This is a genomic window from Winogradskyella marincola (genome assembly GCF_029624125.1).
Classification (GTDB): Bacteria; Bacteroidota; Bacteroidia; order Flavobacteriales; family Flavobacteriaceae; genus Winogradskyella; species Winogradskyella marincola.
The window spans coordinates 1-17,288 of sequence record NZ_JARSBN010000010.1; the positions used below are offsets into that span (position 1 = coordinate 1).

General features: G+C 32.1%; 14 protein-coding genes. 5 read left to right on the forward strand and 9 right to left on the reverse strand.

Annotation, left to right across the window (positions count from 1 at the left end):
- The first annotated feature begins 234 nt into the window (after positions 1 to 234).
- Together P7122_RS14675 and P7122_RS14680 are read left to right on the forward strand one after the other, a co-directional pair.
- Positions 235 to 2,124 carry an Eco57I restriction-modification methylase domain-containing protein gene (locus P7122_RS14675; protein WP_278006553.1) on the forward strand — a complete coding sequence of 630 codons (1,890 nt, stop codon included), beginning with the start codon at positions 235 to 237 and terminating at the stop codon, positions 2,122 to 2,124.
- 80 nt (positions 2,125 to 2,204) lie between these two features.
- Positions 2,205 to 3,848, forward strand: a complete 1,644-nt coding sequence (locus P7122_RS14680; RefSeq protein WP_278006554.1) for a coiled-coil domain-containing protein — start codon at positions 2,205 to 2,207, stop codon at positions 3,846 to 3,848.
- Positions 3,849 to 3,957: 109 nt separating this feature from the next.
- Here P7122_RS14680 and P7122_RS14685 read toward each other — a convergent pair whose 3' ends face one another.
- From P7122_RS14685 to P7122_RS14705, 5 genes are all read right to left on the reverse strand, one after another.
- Positions 3,958 to 4,755 (reverse strand): Fic family protein, encoded by a 798-nt coding sequence (locus P7122_RS14685; RefSeq protein WP_278006555.1) that lies wholly within the window; start codon positions 4,753 to 4,755, stop codon positions 3,958 to 3,960.
- A gap of 2 nt (positions 4,756 to 4,757) precedes the next feature.
- A complete protein-coding gene (locus P7122_RS14690; protein WP_278006556.1) occupies positions 4,758 to 4,970 on the reverse strand; it encodes a hypothetical protein in 213 nt (70 codons plus the stop codon).
- 680 nt (positions 4,971 to 5,650) lie between these two features.
- A complete protein-coding gene (locus P7122_RS14695; RefSeq protein ID WP_278006557.1) occupies positions 5,651 to 6,733 on the reverse strand; it encodes a Fic family protein in 1,083 nt (360 codons plus the stop codon).
- A 103-nt stretch (positions 6,734 to 6,836) separates the two neighbouring features.
- A complete protein-coding gene (locus P7122_RS14700) occupies positions 6,837 to 7,439 on the reverse strand; it encodes a hypothetical protein (protein WP_278006558.1) in 603 nt (200 codons plus the stop codon).
- 310 nt (positions 7,440 to 7,749) lie between these two features.
- A complete protein-coding gene (locus P7122_RS14705; protein WP_278006559.1) occupies positions 7,750 to 8,499 on the reverse strand; it encodes a hypothetical protein in 750 nt (249 codons plus the stop codon).
- A gap of 210 nt (positions 8,500 to 8,709) precedes the next feature.
- On the opposite strand from P7122_RS14705, the gene P7122_RS14710 reads away from it, so the two are divergent.
- The 3 genes from P7122_RS14710 to P7122_RS14720 all read left to right on the forward strand — a co-directional run bounded on the left by P7122_RS14710 (position 8,710) and on the right by P7122_RS14720 (position 10,970).
- The gene (locus P7122_RS14710) at positions 8,710 to 8,898 is read left to right on the forward strand and encodes a hypothetical protein (protein WP_262733644.1); all 189 of its coding nucleotides are present in this window, start codon (positions 8,710 to 8,712) and stop codon (positions 8,896 to 8,898) included.
- Positions 8,899 to 9,083: 185 nt separating this feature from the next.
- Entirely contained in the window at positions 9,084 to 9,713 is a 630-nt protein-coding gene (locus tag P7122_RS14715; protein WP_278006560.1) for an NAD(P)H-dependent oxidoreductase, read from the forward strand.
- A gap of 63 nt (positions 9,714 to 9,776) precedes the next feature.
- A complete protein-coding gene (locus P7122_RS14720; protein WP_278006561.1) occupies positions 9,777 to 10,970 on the forward strand; it encodes a DegT/DnrJ/EryC1/StrS family aminotransferase in 1,194 nt (397 codons plus the stop codon).
- 21 nt (positions 10,971 to 10,991) lie between these two features.
- Here P7122_RS14720 and ribB read toward each other — a convergent pair whose 3' ends face one another.
- From ribB to P7122_RS14740, 4 genes are read right to left on the reverse strand one after another with little or no spacing between them, the layout of a single operon-like run.
- Positions 10,992 to 12,140 carry a 3,4-dihydroxy-2-butanone-4-phosphate synthase gene (gene ribB, locus P7122_RS14725; protein WP_278006562.1) on the reverse strand — a complete coding sequence of 383 codons (1,149 nt, stop codon included), beginning with the start codon at positions 12,138 to 12,140 and terminating at the stop codon, positions 10,992 to 10,994.
- A 34-nt stretch (positions 12,141 to 12,174) separates the two neighbouring features.
- Positions 12,175 to 14,154, reverse strand: coding sequence for an LptF/LptG family permease (locus tag P7122_RS14730; protein WP_278006563.1), 1,980 nt, complete (start codon positions 14,152 to 14,154; stop codon positions 12,175 to 12,177).
- A gap of 18 nt (positions 14,155 to 14,172) precedes the next feature.
- Complete coding sequence (gene lolA1 / locus P7122_RS14735; protein ID WP_278006564.1) at positions 14,173 to 14,817, reverse strand: outer membrane lipoprotein periplasmic chaperone LolA1; 645 nt, start codon at positions 14,815 to 14,817, stop codon at positions 14,173 to 14,175.
- Between the two features lie 18 nt (positions 14,818 to 14,835).
- Complete coding sequence (locus tag P7122_RS14740; protein ID WP_278006565.1) at positions 14,836 to 17,259, reverse strand: DNA translocase FtsK; 2,424 nt, start codon at positions 17,257 to 17,259, stop codon at positions 14,836 to 14,838.
- Between the last annotated feature and the right edge of the window lie 29 nt (positions 17,260 to 17,288).

Consider the following 17,288-nt stretch of genomic DNA (forward strand, 5'->3'; position numbering starts at 1 on the left):
TCTGAATACCGTCTGATTACTTTGTCGTTTTTATACATAATGTTTAAAATTATGTAGCCTTTATTCAGGACGGGTCAAGGCTTACCATTACGTTGCGATATAGAAATAGTAAATGACGAACTGTATGTTATAGATGATAATGGCGCGCTATTCGAGTATAACCCAACCGAAAAAGAAAGCACACGCATACAGCACACGCTATTTCATCAAAAACAAACCCTTATAGAAAACTGTTTGTTTGGTGTAGATATAAACCCTAATTCTGTAAAAATATGTCGTTTAAGGCTTTGGATAGAGTTACTTAAAAACGCCTATTACACCAAAGAAAACCGTTTACAAACACTACCTAATATAGATATTAATATTAAGTGTGGTAACTCTTTAATAAGCCGTTTTAGTTTAGACGACGATTTAAAAGACGCCTTTAAAGGTAAACAAGTAAACTACAACTTTAAAGACTATAAAAACGCTGTTGCAGAGTATAAAGACACCAATAGCAAAGACCGTAAACGCGAAGTATTACAAATTATAGACGAGGTAAAACACAACTTTACAAGTACATTAGACAATACCTTTATAGCTAAATTCCAGAAAGCACAAGGCGAACTTATTAACGAGCAAGAACGCCAAAACAACCTAAAACAATTTGGCGAAAAAATAACTAAAAAAGACAAAGACGCACTAAAAAAACTAAAAACAAAAGCCGAAAATGCACTTATAGAAAAAGAAGAAATAGTAAACAATGCTATTTACCACAATGCGTTTGAGTGGCGTTTTGAGTTTCCAGAAGTATTAGCAGATGATGGCTCGTATATTGGGTTTGATGCAGTAATTGGGAATCCACCTTATATTAAAGAGCGTGATGCAAAAGATATTTTTGCACCAATACGCAAAAGTCCTAAATGGCAAGAATACCTTCAAGGAAAAATGGATTTGTGGTATTTCTTTTTACACCAAGCCTTTAATATCGCTTCCAAAGACGCTTATATCTCGTATATAACAAATTCTTATTGGGTAAAAAGCGATGGCTCAAAAAGGCTTATTAATAGAATTTTCAATGAAAAGACTTTAAATGAAATTATTTATTTTGATGATTATCCAATTTTTGAAGAAGTATCTGGTAAGCATATGATTCATTCTTACTTTAATTCATTAATTACTGATGACTATGAAGTAAAGTTAGTTATAGTTGACACAAAAGATTTTAGCAAAGATATTAATAAGGAAACAGTCTTACACTATAACAACAAGGTGATAGTAAATAATGATTCTATAACTTTAGATGCTAGTTCAAGTGCATTATTTAATAGTTGTATTAAATTAGGAGAATTATATAATACTTCTGTTGGCATACAAGAAAGTTCAGATAAGGTTGCTTCTAAAAATATACCTAGCGAATTAGAATCTCGATTCAAAGGTGGTGAAGGAGTATTTGTAATTAATAAAAATGAAGTAGAAAGTTTAAACTTAAACGAAAGTGAAATTAAATTATTAAAGCCATATTTAAACACTCATAATGTTGTAAGGTATGGTGTTAATTTTACAGATGAGTATTTAGTCTTTTCAGACAAACAAATAAGAAAGGATATTGAAGAAAATAAATATCCAAACTTAAAAAAACATTTAGATAATGTATCGCACTTTATTACATCTTCTAATGCACCTTATGGTTTGCATAGAGATAGAAGTTCTAAAGTGAATCCTTTTGATATGCCAAAACTTATTTGTCCTGGTATGTTCAAGTATCCACATTTTACATATGATGACAAACAATATTATGTTGGTTTTTCTTTTTCCGTTATTTGGCAAAAAAACAAAGAATATGATTTGAAATACCTTTTAGGCATTCTTAACTCAAAACTTGGCGAGTATTGGTTTAACACTAACGGTAAAAAAAGAGGTGTTGGTGTTGATATTGGGGTAAAAGTTTTTAGACAATTTCCTGTAAAGAAAGCATCTTTACAACAGCAAAATATTATAATAAGTTTAGTCGACAATGCTTTATCTCTAAAAAAAGACAACCCAGAAGCAGACACTACAGTATTAGAAGCAGAAATAGACCGAATGGTATATAAGTTATATGGATTAACAGATGAAGAAATCTCAATAGTTGAAAACTCTTGAGATTCATGAGTACATTAATATAAAATGTAAATAATACGAGCTAAATTGATATAGTAGAGCAATCATCAAAATAAAAAGAAGTGCCTTTAGAAGAAAAAAAATATGACATAGAAGCCAATAACGATTGGGCTAAAAATGTAAAAGGAGAACACTTGTTTATCGATGATGCTCAAAGCGGTCGTAAAGGCTACTTCTGTATAGGCTGCGATAAGCAAATGGAAGCGGTTATAAGAAAGAAAAACCCAAAACATAGGTCTTACTTTCGTCACGTTCCTGTAGATGTAGAAAAAGACAATACACCTTGTACTTTTAGTAATCTTCAATATAGAGAAACGTTAGCAACAGATATTCTACAAAGAATAAAAACTATAAAAGTGCCTAATGTCTATAAATACCCACCAAGAGGTGAAGATGGCGCACCAATGCTGTTAGAAAAAGCAAAATTTGTAACCGCAAATAAAGTTAAATCTCAATTAACCTTTTATGAAGATATTAATGGAGCTATTAAGTTTGGTAAAAATCCAGAAGTCGAAGACAGATACCTTTTAATTAGACCAGATGTTACTTTTTTTGATGCTAATAATATCCCTGTTTTATTAATAGAATTAGTAGTCACTCATAAAGTAAAAGAAGAAAAGAAAATTAAATTAAGACGGTTAGGTATTGATACGGTAAGTATTATAGTGCCAAAATCTTCCGCACAAGACATTGAAGACAATTTTAAAACAACTAAAAGAGTAAAGTGGGAATATAATGGAATCGAAGCAAACACCAAATATATACGAGTTTCCTCTGGAACTTCAGAAGGAGTATTGGAATTTGATGAATACCAAAGAAGAGTTTTTGAAGAATCGCTCAGCTGCCGCAAAACGAGACTTAATAACACGCTACGAACTATTAAAAAATGCCTTCAATCAGAACCTTACCGAAGAGCTGAATACGACTTTGAATCTGAAATATCAAGAATTGAGAGCGCTACAAAAGAAGCTGAACAGAGACTCACAGATTTGGAAAAACGATTTGAGAGAGAAGTTCTTGAAAGCCTTACAGAACGATATAGAGACTTTGAACTCAAACAAAAAGAATTTAGAGTGGAGAGAGAAAAATTTCAAAACAGAGTTGAAAAACTGGAAAAAAGATACCTTGCAAAAATTAAAGAAATTAGAGACCAGCAAGAATCAGTTGACCAACATAGAGCAATCGAACTTAAAGACAATCGAACTGAAGCAGAAATTAGAGAAGACTTTAGCCAATACACAGAAAGATTGGAAGGAGATTTTAGATCACGAAGAGACAGAATTACAAAACTTATCGAATCTGAAAGAAGAAGTCTTGATGAATTTAGTGGAGAGCACAACAGCCTACCAGAACAGTTTAGATATCTTGATGGAGTCGCACGACAAGAGTTTGAAACAGCAAGAACAAGCCTTGAGCAACAAGAAAGAGACCTACCAGAACAGTTTAGAGGACTTGAAGAGCAAGAACAAAGAGAGTTTGAAACAGCAAGAGAAAAACTTAAAAAAGAAGAAGCAGAACTTGAAAAAACAGTTAGAGAAGAATTTTATAGAACAATCCAAACAAATCCCAGAGAACTACCCAAAGGAATTAGAACCATATTGGAAGCACAAAGAGTTGGTCACGATTTCGAAGATGCTAAACGCAAAGAACAACGTTATAAATCAGCACGAGAACTTTTTAATAAGGGAACTTGGAAAACATGGTAAAACATTAGATTGGTTTATGGTTAAAATGGAAGAAACCAATTAAAATTATAGCAAGTTTTCAAAAGCAAACTACACCACTTAAACAGACTAGAGTGTTTTGGCAAAAAAACTATGCCTCGTTTGTCCTACGGATTAAATAATCAGTCATACCTTCTGCAAAATATTTTACCAAAAGCATATCAGAGTTTTCCTGCTCACAATTTACAATAGTGGTAATATACTCTATCTGCTCTTCTTGATTTGTTATTTCAGGAAAAATAGGCGGACAACCATTTTGCATCAATACTGCACCTATTACAATTCTACAAACCCTACCATTTCCATCAGCAAAAGGATGTAATTCATTTAAAAACTTGTTATGAAAGTATGCTATTCTTGTTAGTATATGCTTATCTTCTGTAGTGTTATCTATATCAGAAAAACGATTATCAAACATACCAACCCAAGTGCCCATTACATTTTCTAAATTATAATGAGCTATATATTCTTTATCTTCAAAAAAAGGCTGTCTTGACCCTATAGTTGGTATATTTCTATAATTACCTACCAATTCAGGTTTAAATTCAGTTTCCCAAGCTAAAGGACTTTCCATTAAACAACGATGTACCTCTTTTATTGAATCTTCTGTTAAACTAAAATTATTTAAAGAATCTAATAGACTTTTAAGAACGCTTTGATGATCAGAAATTCCCATTAATGAGTTAAGGTTTACACCTCTAACGGTTTCATTATTTAAAAACCTGATAGTATCACCATATTGCAGTTTAGAGTCTTCTACTCTTGCAGAATAGAAAGAGTAATCATTAATTAATGAATCTCTAAACGACTCTGTCCAATTGTCTCTAGGGTACTTTTCTTGAAAATCTGAAAGTGCTTTATTAAAATTTAATAAATAATCAGGTAACATTATTACCCATTGTATTTATTAAACATAAAACGAGTCCAACGTTTAATGTCGTGTGGGTAAGCAAATAAGCTATCATCCTTTTTAAAAAACGTTTTTCCAAAAAAGTATAATTGAAAATCTCTTTTAAAGGTAAAAGGTATGCTGTCAACAGGTACAGCTTCTTTTGTAGTTGATAATTTTTTTAAAGATAATATGTCTTGTCTTGTAACTAACATAGGGCAAATGTATTAATTTGTTTTGAAATGTCAACAACTACATTATAAATTTTAACTATTCGTTAATTATTAATAACCAATCAATTGTACAACTTAAACTATATATGATACATCAAATTATATACCAATATAATAAATATATCTTTATTCTCATCTACTTTTACAACTTATAAAAAAGTCCACACAACCCAAAACCCAGTTTTTTGCGAAAAAGCAAAAACCCTCTGTCTTTTGTGTTGTTCCGCGCGCCATATAAGTTTAGCGTTTTTTTGTCTTTAAGGTAATAGCATATTACAGCTTTGGTTTTCATAAAATCAAACCAAACTGCAATAAGCTATTCAGTTATTATTTTATCATAAAACCCTAAACTCACCCAAGCTATGTTTACATAATGCGTAGTTATAGCAACTAAAAGCGCTATAACGGTCATTATGTAAAATAGCCACGCACCAACCGCACAAATCGGAACAATAATTAAACTGTGGATATTCACGAGTACATTAATTTAAAATAAAAATGAAACGAGCTAAATAGTGGAGCAACCCCTACTTTAGTTTCGTCTAAAATTAAAATTCGCCGCTATTCACGAGCACCGTTAAAAAAAACAGAAATGGAGCGAGTAAATATCCGCTATAGCCAACGCTCACATTGGAACTTTAAACAAAATTTAGAAAATATTATTAAGCCTCTAACACAGCCATTAATCTATGGTTGAGATATAGTTTTTCTTTACCTACCTTTTCAGAAATTAAAAACCCAGCTTCTTCTAATTCTATTAAATAATTACCAACGGTTTTTGGTGTACCTAATTTGGCATCAATTAAAAACTGCCTTTTAGTGTATGGTAATCTAAATAGTATTTCAACCAATTCTTTAGTATATACTTTAGGTAGTGTCTCTCTTATTTCATTAGCCATTTGTTCCATTAAATCAGTAACATCCTTTAAACGTTGTAATCCTTTGTTAGCTGTATATTCTACCATTTCAAGCATATACAATATCCAACCTTCCCAATCATTATTTTCCGTTACTTCTCGTAATTTAGTATAGTATTCAGCTCTATTGTTAATAATATATTCACTTAAATAAATAGCAGGTGTATCTAATAGTTTTTCAAGTTTTAAATATAAAAGCAACAAAATACGACCTGTTCTACCATTACCATCACTAAAAGGGTGTATAGCTTCAAATTGATAATGCATTAATGCCATTTTAATTAATGGGTCTACAATATCTTCCCCATTTATAAAAGTTTCAAGATTAGCCATCTTTTCTCGTATTACAGCTTCACCAGTTGGTGGTGTGTAAATGGTTTCACCATTAGCATTTTTTAAAGCAGTCCCTGGTGTTGTTCTAATACCTGCGTTATTCTTTTTAATGCTTTGTACAATTTGAACACATAAATTAGTAGATATAAATGGACGTTTATCTATCTCTTGTAAACCATTCCAAAGTGCTTCCTTATAACTTATAACTTCTTTAGTAGCTGGATTATCAAATTTTTTATCTGCTACTAAAGATTTATACAAATCGTCATTAGTAGTTATTATGTTTTCTATTTCAGAACTGGCTTTAGCTTCTTGTAAATGAATGGTATCTAAAAACAATGTTGGGTTTGGTAAATTGGTAAGCATACCATTTAGTTGTGCTAATGCTCTACTGGCATCAATAGTTTTACGTAATACTTTAGTGGTTTCTAAAGTTGTTTTAGGTGGTAACAGTGGTAAACTATTATATGGTGTGTTTCTATTAAATTTAGCCATTTTAAACGAGGGTAAATATTACTTGTATTCTCTTAACGAGGGTAAATATACTATTTTTTTACCTTTGTTCAAGTAATAGAGGTAACTATTACACTCGTTAAAACTAACCTTTTAACCCAAGTTGTTCTTTAATTTGAAAATCATAAAGCTTGTAATCTGCGCCAAAACCAATTTCACCTAACTCAATCGCCTTATGCTTTCGATAATACCAATATGAATTATAAATGCCACCTTTTAAATACAAATCAATAATATGCTTATCAGCTTCAAATTGATGTCTAATATCTTGTACATAAAAATAATCTGTACCTACTTTAGCTTTTAAAAAATGTAACGTAATGTTTTCACCAATCTTTGGTAAATAACTTAATGGCTTACAATTAAAAGTAGCGTAGCGTTTAAAGTATTCAACATTTATAATCAATTCGGTTTTTCTAAAATCAAAATGATAATCAAATTTATAATCAAAAAGATAGTCATAAATTTCTTTAAGTTGTTTTCGTAAATGGTAAGATTTTATACCTGTTTCAGACTCAATTTGTTTTAAAGTAGGATATGGCAAATCATCATCGTAGTAATAATCTTTAGCATTTAAAAAATCAATTAATGGTTTATACTTTTCATTATTACTAAATTCTTTGTTTATCTGTGGCATAATTGATATTATATCAACAAGTATCTGCTTTACTGAAATTTGATGTTCCATAATATTTGAGTTTAGTAACTTAAAAATAAAAAAAGATAGCAAATATAGGTAGCTACCTAATGCCAACGCTATATGCTATAAAGGTCAAGCCCTAAAGGGTTTTAAATAAAACTTTTTTCAAAATAGTTCTTCTATTTCATTAAACATATTAATATAAAAAACTCTTATTCAAAAACCTTGACAGCATCATCCACGCTACCAAAGCATCAGCTTTCTTTTTTTGTTTTCTTTAAAAAAATAATAGTAAAAAGAAAAAGCCCTATGATACAAAACCATAGGACTCTTTCAGCTTCAAAGGTCAGAATGAAACTTATGCCACTTCTACGATGTTTAAAACGTTATATGCGCCATTTTTAAGCGGATACTGAACACCGTTAATCTCTTGAAAGAACTCTACTAATAAAAGAAATACATTGTTTCCTGTACCTGTTGGTACACCTGCTGGAGTTAATGTTTGCGATGCAGAAGTCGAATCAATTGGAATATTTACAGTCGGACTGTACTCAATCGCATTTTCTGTAGTATCAAAATCAACTTTTAAGAAAGCCGAAGTAAAACTAACGTGAGTTGCACCATTTGGATAAGCAATATCGTTTGTAGGTGTTAAATTTGGGATTGAAATTTCACCTGTAGAACCATCAACGCTAAAAGGAGCAAATAAAACCGCACTTAAAACAGCTCTATTATTAAAATCAAAGCCTTTTAAAGCCGCTTTACCTTCTGGTGTTGCCAATCCTGTTGCCACATTTCTTTCACCTCTTATAGAGGATGTATCGAAGTTTTTAATTTTCGTCATTACTTGCGTAACACGACTTGAAACTCTATTATCTTTTGCTTTAATCATTAAGTTTCTTGCAGAAGTTCTTAATAATTTTCCAGAAGATGCAGAACGACCAAATTCAGAACCGTTTTCTCGCGTACGCTCAAACGCTGGATCATTTTGAATACGCTCTTTTGAAACACCGCTTTTAGTCTTTACCAAATAGCCTTCTTTACCCTTGTAAAACGTCAAATTATCTAACGTACCTTCGAGTTTAATAATACCTTTTAATCTTGCCATAACAATTATATTTTTTGATGATGAATATTTAAATATACGAACATATCTAACACACTGGTTATAAGAGCTTCCGAAGTGTTTATAACTTGCCAAAACTTCCGAAATAGATAGTTTTTTCATTATGAAAATTGTCGTATATTGTATATAAGAGCTTTACAGCTACTGTATAGCTAAAGTATAGTTAGAGTATTAATTTTAAATTTAAAATGAATGAGTAGAATCTGTATTTACCCTAAAGACGTGCAAGTGGTAACAGGTAAAAGTGAGCGTTATGGTAGAACTATAATCAATAAGATTAAAGAGCACCTTAACAAAGAGTCACACCAATTAGTTACTATTGATGAATTTTGCGACTTTATGGGCTTTGAAATCAGTAAAGTACGAGGATTAATCAAGTAAATTTCGTATCTTTAACACAAGGTTTTAAAGGTGACCTATTAGGTGACCTCATAATGGTACAGGACTGAAACATCGATAAATAAAGACGCTGAGAAAGAGGTTCACTTACCTCTTTCTCCGCAAAGAGTTCCTAGAAATAGGAACTCTTTTTTGTTTATGGTATATCTTTGCAAATAAAAAAGTAGATGTCTATAATAGAAAAATTAAAGTGGCGCTATGCTACTAAAAGGTTTGAATCTTCAAAAAAAATATCTCAAGAGCAACTCAATACATTAAAAGAGGCATTTAACTTAACAGCTTTATCCTATGGTTTGCAAACATTAAAACTTGTTGTTGTAGAGGATAAAAATATTAGAGAAAAGTTAGTAGAGCACTCTTATGGTCAGCAGCAAGTAGTGGATGCATCACATTTGTTAGTCATTTGTATTCAAACAGAAATCGATGAAGTAGATGTAGATAGTCATTTTGATACCATAAAAAATATTAGGCAAACACCAGATAATATTTTAGATCCCTTTAGAGATGGCCTCAAGGCAACGATTCAAGGTATGAGCACAACCACCAAAAACAATTGGGCTACCAAGCAAGCATACATTGCGTTGGGCAATTTAATGACCGTTTGTGCTGTAGAACAAATAGATAGTTGCCCTATGGAAGGTTTTATTTCTGAGCAAGTTGATAATGTTTTAGGGTTAGACAAATATGGGTTAACGTCAGTTCTGTTATTTCCTGTTGGTTTTAGAGCAGAAGATGATATGTTTGCTAAGCTTAAAAAAGTAAGAAAACCTTTATTAGAAACTATTATAGAATTGTAAAATAACGCTTTTGAAGCGATTGAAAAGGTTATATTTGTTTTTCAAATAAAAAGAAAAAAAATTATGCCTGGATTTGAGTTATTTGGTGACTTAGAACGAAAAGAAGTTAATGATGTACTAGACAGTGGTGTTTTGATGCGTTACGGTTTTGATGGTATGCGTAATGGACATTGGAAAGCAAATGAACTTGAGGCAGAACTAGCTAAGACTTTTAACTCAAAACATGTTCAGTTAGTTTCTAGTGGTACCGCTGCAGTTTCAGTAGCATTGGCTTCGGCAGGTGTAGGAGCAGGTGATGAGGTAATAATACCAACATTTACTTTTGTGGCTAGTTTTGAAGCAATAATGATGCTGGGAGCAATTCCAGTTCTCGTAGATATTGATGATACTTTAACTTTAGATCCTAAAGCTGTAGAGGCTGCAATAACATCAAAGACTAAGGCTGTGATGGTAGTTCATATGTGTGGTAGTATGGCTAATCTAAATGCACTTCAAGAAATATGTGATGTTAATAATCTTGTTCTTGTAGAAGATGCTTGCCAGGCGATAGGAGCAACTTATGAAGGTAAACCTCTAGGAAGTGTAGGAGATTTAGGTTGCTTTTCTTTCGATTTTGTAAAAACCATTACTTGTGGAGAAGGTGGAGCGGTAATTACAAATAATAGAGACTATTACCTTAATGCCGACCATTATAGTGATCATGGTCATGATCATATTGGAAATGACAGAGGTGCAGAAACCCATCCGTTTTTAGGTTATAATTTTAGAATTTCAGAACTGCATGCAGCTGTAGGTTTAGCTCAGGTTAGAAGATTACCAGAGTTCCTAGACATTCAACGTAAGTATCTAAAGATATTTCAAGAGACACTATCCCAAATTTCTGAAATCACGCTAAGAACTGTGCCAGAAGGAGGTGAGGAGAGTGGAGCGTTTTTTAATTTCTTTTTACCAGATTTGGAAACGACAAGAGAAGTTATTAAAGCTTTTAAAGAAAATGGTATAGATGCTTGTTGGAATTATTATGACAACAATTGGCACTACATACGTAAATGGGATCATTTAAAAGATTTAAAATCGCTATTCCCAATTTCTGAAGAGGTTAAAGTAGGTTTAAGTTACCTTAAAACAACGTCTTTTGAGCAATCTGATTATTACATAGGTAGAAATATTTCTTGCCTCATTAAATTGTCATGGACAGAAGAAGAAGTGAAATCTAGAGCTCAAAAAATGGCTGAAATTATTAAATCTTTATTATAATCTTAATATAGTAAACTGCTATTAATAATTAACATAATCTACTATTTCTAAACCATATCCAATCATACCAACACGCTTGGTTTGAAGACTGTTAGAAAGTAGATTGATTTTACTAATTTTTAAATCGTGAAGGATTTGTGCACCAATACCAAAGTCCTTAGAATCCATTGAGATTCTTGGAGCTTTAACTAATTGTCCTTCTTCCTGATTTTCTTTTAAAACAGATAAACGAGATAATATATTCATAGATTCAGCTTGCTGATTTATGAATATAATAGCACCTTTTCCTTCTTTGTTAATGGCATTAAACATGTCATCTAACTTTTGGTCAGCATTATTGGTTAGTGTGCCAAGAATATCATTGTTAACTAGAGTAGAGTTAACACGTGTTAATACCGTTTCGTCAGGTTTCCAAGTACCTTTTGTTAATGCTATATGAACTTGATTATTGGTGGTTTGTAGATATGCTCTAAGTCTAAATTTGCCAAAGCGAGTCTCTATATTAAAATCTTCTTTCTTTTCTATTAATGAGTCGTGCTCCATTCGGTAAGCCACTAAATCTTCAATAGAAACAATTTTTAGATCAAACTTTTTAGCCACTTCCATAAGTTGTGGTAGTCTTGCCATGGTTCCATCTTCATTCATAATTTCCACAATAACACCTGCTGGCTCAAAACCAGCTAAACGTGCAAAATCTATTGCAGCTTCTGTATGGCCTGTACGTCTTAAGACACCACCTTCTTTTGCTATTAAGGGAAAAATATGACCTGGTCTTGCCAGTTCAAAAGGTTTTGTGTCATCATTTACTAAAGCTTTAACGGTCTTTGCTCTATCGCTTGCAGAAATCCCAGTGCTAACACCATTTCCTCTTAAATCTACAGATACTGTAAAAGCAGTTTCCATTGGGTCAGTGTTATTTCTTACCATCATGTTAAGTTCTAACTCTTCACATCTATGCTCTGTAAGTGGTGCACAAATTAAACCTCGACCATGCGTAGCCATGAAGTTTATCATCTCTGGAGTTACCTTTTCGGCAGCAGCTAAGAAGTCTCCTTCGTTTTCACGATTTTCATCGTCAACGACAATAATTACTTTGCCTTGACGAATGTCTTCTATAGCTTCTTCAATGGTATTTAACTTAGTTTTTGTGTCCATAGCATTAGTAGTCATAACCTAAAAATTTAGTGATGCAAAGATACGGTTATTATTTGATGTTGAGAATACAACTTTGGTAGAAGTCGAACGTAATCTTATTTCTTAGAATAATATATTTTATTGGGTAAAGAGGAATAGAGAGTATAAATAATATAGGGTTAACTCTTTTGTTTTTTTGCCCAATGGTTTTGTAAAATTTAGAATATACATAAGCATCTACAACAATATAGATTGCATAGAATATAAAAGCAATAATACTTAAGCTTAAAGATGCTTCTGCAATTTCTGGTAGTTTATTGTTTTTACATATAAAATGCAGCCCAAGTAAAGCACCTCCTGTAATAAAACTTATTAAGCTGGTTTTAGAGTAATCTTTATAATCTTTAAGCAATTCTCTACCTTTTATAAGCTTTTCATCTACTTCTAGGCCTTCGTCTCTTAAACTCTCTAAAGGTATGTTTCTATTTAAAAGATTATGAAGAGCAATTTCCTTTGGTTTTTTGTCTAAATCAAATTCGCCTTGCTCTTTTATAATTCCAACTAATTCTTCTATTGAATACTTTTTGTAGTAGTTGTAAGACTTTGTTTCACTTTCAGATAACTGAAGTTTATTTTTAGGGGCAAAGAGTCTTTTTAATGGAACTATAATGGCATCAAATTGAAAAACTCCTTTGTCATTAGTAGCTCTAGTCGTCAGATAAATACTTAAAGGAAGCATAACAGCTGTAGATAGCCACGATCCTATAATTGGACTAAAGCTTCCTTTTTCTGCACTGTTTTTTGCAAAAATGCCAAAGAAGTGATAGGTTAAAAACAGTACCACTGCAATTACAATTGGTAATCCTAGACCTCCTTTTCTTATTAAGGCTCCAAGAGGTGCACCAACAAAGAATAAAATAATACAGGCAATAGCTAATACAAATTTTTCATGAAAAGCTATTATGTGCTTGTTTAGATGTATGGTTTTGGTTTCAAAATTCTTTTTGTTAGAGTCTATTATTTGGTTTGTACTATTTGCAGAGTTTAATGCAAGATTTAAAATTTGCCCCTTTTTGCTTGTAGGGAAGAGGTCCATAACATTGCCTGTAAATGATGAATCTTTTTCTGTGCTAATATTTAGATTTAAAGCAGCGTAGGTTGTTCTATTGTACAGTGTATTGGATAAGGTTTTGTAATCTTCGTTTCGTTGACCTTTCAAGCTATCTATCGTATAGTTTAGCTGGTCAATGTTAAGCATTGAATGCTTGTCTTTGTAGTTCTTTTCATCCAGATCCTCATCATTAAGCATTTCTAAATCTACATTAATGGTGTAGCTATCAAAATAGCTTTTGGCATGAGGTCTATTAATGTTTTTTCGAATATCTTTATCTATAATTTCTTCGTAGTAGTTACCATTAATGAGTTCTAATTGCAATACATTAGAATCTTCACTACTTTTTAATTCGCCTTTTTCAGAAATAATAACTTTAAAATTACCCGTCCTAGCAGAACTTTTATCGTGTATAATTACATTTTCTAGATACTGCCCTCTGTCTCCAGATTTTTTGTCTACTTTAATGTTAATATTTCCAATTTCATTAAACTGACCTTCAGCGATGGCAAGGGCTGGTTTTACTTTTGCTATGTTTTTTCTTAGGTTGTAAAAGTTATATTCTCCCCAAGGAATAACATTATTTGCAAAAAAGAAACAGGCAATACCAAGAGCAACAATAAAGACACTAAGACTACGCATAGCACGTTGCAAAGAAATACCTGTAGATTTCATTGCTGCAAACTCATAGTTCTCAGCAAAATTTCCAAAAACCATAATAGAAGATAATAATATGGTAAGTGGTACAACCAAAGGCACAAGCTTTGGCATGTAGTATAAAATAAATTTTACAGTTACAGAAATGTCTAAGTCCTTACCAGCAAGTTCAGATATGTACAGCCAAACACCTTGAAGTACAAAGATGAACATGAATATAATTAAGACGCTAAAAAACGTTCTTAAAAACGTGATAAGTATGTACCTATCTAGTATTTTCACATATAAAGTATTAAAACCTTAGTCTATTCTATTAATAAAGTAATCTGAATATTTACTTTCGTCAAAAGTAAACAAGGTTTTTGAGATAGGTTGATCGGTTTGAAAAGAATTAACAGTTAATGTTGTTTTTGTTCCGTTTTTACCAACTTCAATAAGATTGTATATGTGTTTTGTTGTTGCGTCTATACCTAATAAAACATGTTTTATCTCAGAATCTGTGTCCATAGGACTTAATTTTACATATTGAATTTTTCTACCTTTTACATTCTGAATAATATCCATTTTGTAAGTATATCCATCTTCGTAAAACGATAACATATCACTTGGTGAGATTGTGCTTTCATCATCGGAGTTATCTGAAGAAATTGTAACTTCTTCATCTGCAGGACTAATAGTGTAAAGCGTTTTACCATCAAAAATTCTTGTAATGCCTAATATGTTAAGCTTATATTTTTCGCCTTCAATAACAACATCGCCACGCGTTTCTTGATTCATGTTTTCTTCATTGGCGTTGTTTAACTCATATTTAAAGTCAATTGAAATGTTTTTGTAGCTTTTTATTTTAGTACTCACATCATTTAATAGCGTTTCTGCTTTTGTGTCATTTTGAGAAAAACCTGTAAAACCTAATGTGATGAATGTTAAAATTAATAATCGTTTCATTTTTATTTTGAGTGTATATTATTGTTCATTTTCTAATAATTGATCTAGAGCTACTAAATCTGGTACTAAAACTTGTCTGGCTTTACTTCCTTCAAAAGGACCAACAATACCAGCAGCTTCTAACTGGTCTATAATTCTACCAGCTCTGTTGTAACCTAATTTTAGTTTTCGTTGTAGTAAAGAAGCAGAACCTTGCTGTGCTGTAACAATAATTTCGGCAGCTTCTCTAAACAATTTATCTCTGTCAGAAATATCTATATCAAGATTTGTGCCACCTTCTTCACCAACATATTCTGGTAAGAGATGAGCATCTGGATAGGCTTTTTGCGAACCTATAAATTCTGTTATTTTTTCAACTTCTGGTGTGTCTACAAAAGCACATTGCAGACGAATAAGATCATTACCTTGTGTATAGAGCATATCTCCACGACCAATAAGCTGGTCTGCGCCAGAGCCATCTAAAATGGTGCGCGAATCTATTTTACTCGTTACTCTAAAGGCTATACGAGCTGGGAAGTTTGCTTTAATAATACCAGTAATAACATTAACAGAAGGACGCTGTGTGGCAATGATAAGGTGAATACCAATAGCACGTGCCAACTGTGCCAATCTGGCAATAGGTGTTTCTACTTCTTTACCAGCTGTCATAATTAAATCAGCAAACTCATCTACCACCAAAACAATGTAAGGTAAGAATTGATGACCATCATTAGGATTTAATTTTCTGGCTTTAAATTTGGCATTGTATTCAGAAATGTTTCTACAAAATGCGTTTTTTAGCATTTCGTAACGATTATCCATTTCTATACAAAGTGAATTTAAAGTGTTTATAACCTTTGTGTTGTCTGTAATTATAGCATCTTCGCTATCTGGTAACTTGGCTAAATAATGACGTTCTATTTTATTAAAAAGCGTTAATTCCACTTTTTTAGGATCAACCAGTACAAACTTTACCTCAGCAGGATGTTTTTTGTATAATAACGAAGTTAAAACAGCATTTAAACCAACGGACTTACCTTGACCAGTAGCACCAGCCATAAGTAAGTGAGGCATTTTTGCTAAATCTACCACAAAAGTTTCATTACTAATGGTTTTACCAAACGCTATTGGTAATTGCATATCTGATTTTTGAAATTTTTGCGAAGCAATTACAGAGCGCATCGAAACTATAGTCGATTTCTTGTTAGGAACCTCAATACCAATGGTACCTTTACCAGGAATTGGCGCAATAATTCTAATACCTAGTGCAGCAAGCGATAAAGCAATATCGTCTTCAAGATTTTTAATTTTTGAAATTCTAATACCAGCATCTGGTACAATTTCGTATAATGTTACTGTAGGTCCAATAGTGGCTTTTATACTGGTAATACCAATTTTGTAGTTGTTAAGTGTTTCTACAATTCGGTTCTTATTTTCTTCAAGCTCTTCCTGATCTATAGAAATACCTTCGTTATCGTATTTCTTTAATAAATCTAAATGCGGAAATTGAAAATTGCTTAACTCCAAAGTTGGATCAAATTTTCCAAAATCTTCTACAAGTTTAGCTGCAAGATTATCGGTTTCAGATTGTTCTTCCTCAACAGATTCTACCTCAACTTTTATTTCAGGTTCGGCCTCAACTTGAGGCTCAGATTTTATTTGAGGTTCAACTTCAATATTTAATTCTTTTTCTTCTTTTGGCTTAGAATGATTGCTAATTGTAGGTTCTGGTTTATCTAAAGAAATTTCAAAAGCAGACTTTATAGCTTCAGCTTCTTCTGTTAAGCTATTGTCTATAATTGCTGTTTGCGCATCATCTTCTGCATTAGGATTCATGTCATTCTGAAAATCCCTTTTTGCACTACTAAAGAGTTTAACAAATGTGTCTCCTGTAACTTTAAATCTTAATGCAAGGTAGGCGATAAGTCCAAAAAGTAATAATAGCGCAGTGCCTATTTTTCCGATATAATCTTGAAAGAAATGATTCATTTCAAAACCAATTGTACCTCCTAGAATATCAAACTTATGAGTAAAGAATCCGAAGAAAATAGATAACCATACAACTATGAGTGTTCCCCAAATCCAGTGGTTTCTAAGCTTTTCCTTTTTGAGGTTTAAGGTAACGTAAACACCAGAAAGAAAAATTAAACCAGAGAAGATAAAAGAGGGTAGACCAAAGCCGTTGCTTATAAATAACTCACTTACCCAAGCACCCAATTGGCTAGCCCAGTTTTTGTAGGTTTCTGATCGTTCTGGAAAATTGCTCAATGCACTTTGATCTTCTTTGCCTGTGAAAATAAAAGACAAGAAGGAAATAAATAAAAGTACTCCCAATATTATCAGCAGACTACCAAAAATTAGCTTTTGCTGATTAGATAATATAAGTGATGGCTTTTTAAAAGCTCTTTTTGGCTTTGCCTTGGTTTTGGTTGTATTTTTCTTTTTAGTTGTCTTTTTTGCCATGTTATGCCGATTGCTGATTCGGTATCTGT

Coding starts and splice junctions, on each gene's coding strand:
- P7122_RS14720 (WP_278006561.1), top strand. CDS start 9,777: ATGCCTGGATTTGAGTTATTTGGTGACTTAGAACGAAAAGAAGTTAAT.
- P7122_RS14685 (WP_278006555.1), bottom strand. CDS start 4,755: ATGTTACCTGATTATTTATTAAATTTTAATAAAGCACTTTCAGATTTT.
- P7122_RS14695 (WP_278006557.1), bottom strand. CDS start 6,733: ATGGCTAAATTTAATAGAAACACACCATATAATAGTTTACCACTGTTA.
- P7122_RS14710 (WP_262733644.1), top strand. CDS start 8,710: ATGAGTAGAATCTGTATTTACCCTAAAGACGTGCAAGTGGTAACAGGT.
- P7122_RS14705 (WP_278006559.1), bottom strand. CDS start 8,499: ATGGCAAGATTAAAAGGTATTATTAAACTCGAAGGTACGTTAGATAAT.
- P7122_RS14740 (WP_278006565.1), bottom strand. CDS start 17,259: ATGGCAAAAAAGACAACTAAAAAGAAAAATACAACCAAAACCAAGGCA.
- P7122_RS14700 (WP_278006558.1), bottom strand. CDS start 7,439: ATGGAACATCAAATTTCAGTAAAGCAGATACTTGTTGATATAATATCA.
- lolA1 (WP_278006564.1), bottom strand. CDS start 14,817: ATGAAACGATTATTAATTTTAACATTCATCACATTAGGTTTTACAGGT.
- P7122_RS14690 (WP_278006556.1), bottom strand. CDS start 4,970: ATGTTAGTTACAAGACAAGACATATTATCTTTAAAAAAATTATCAACT.
- ribB (WP_278006562.1), bottom strand. CDS start 12,140: ATGACTACTAATGCTATGGACACAAAAACTAAGTTAAATACCATTGAA.
- P7122_RS14715 (WP_278006560.1), top strand. CDS start 9,084: ATGTCTATAATAGAAAAATTAAAGTGGCGCTATGCTACTAAAAGGTTT.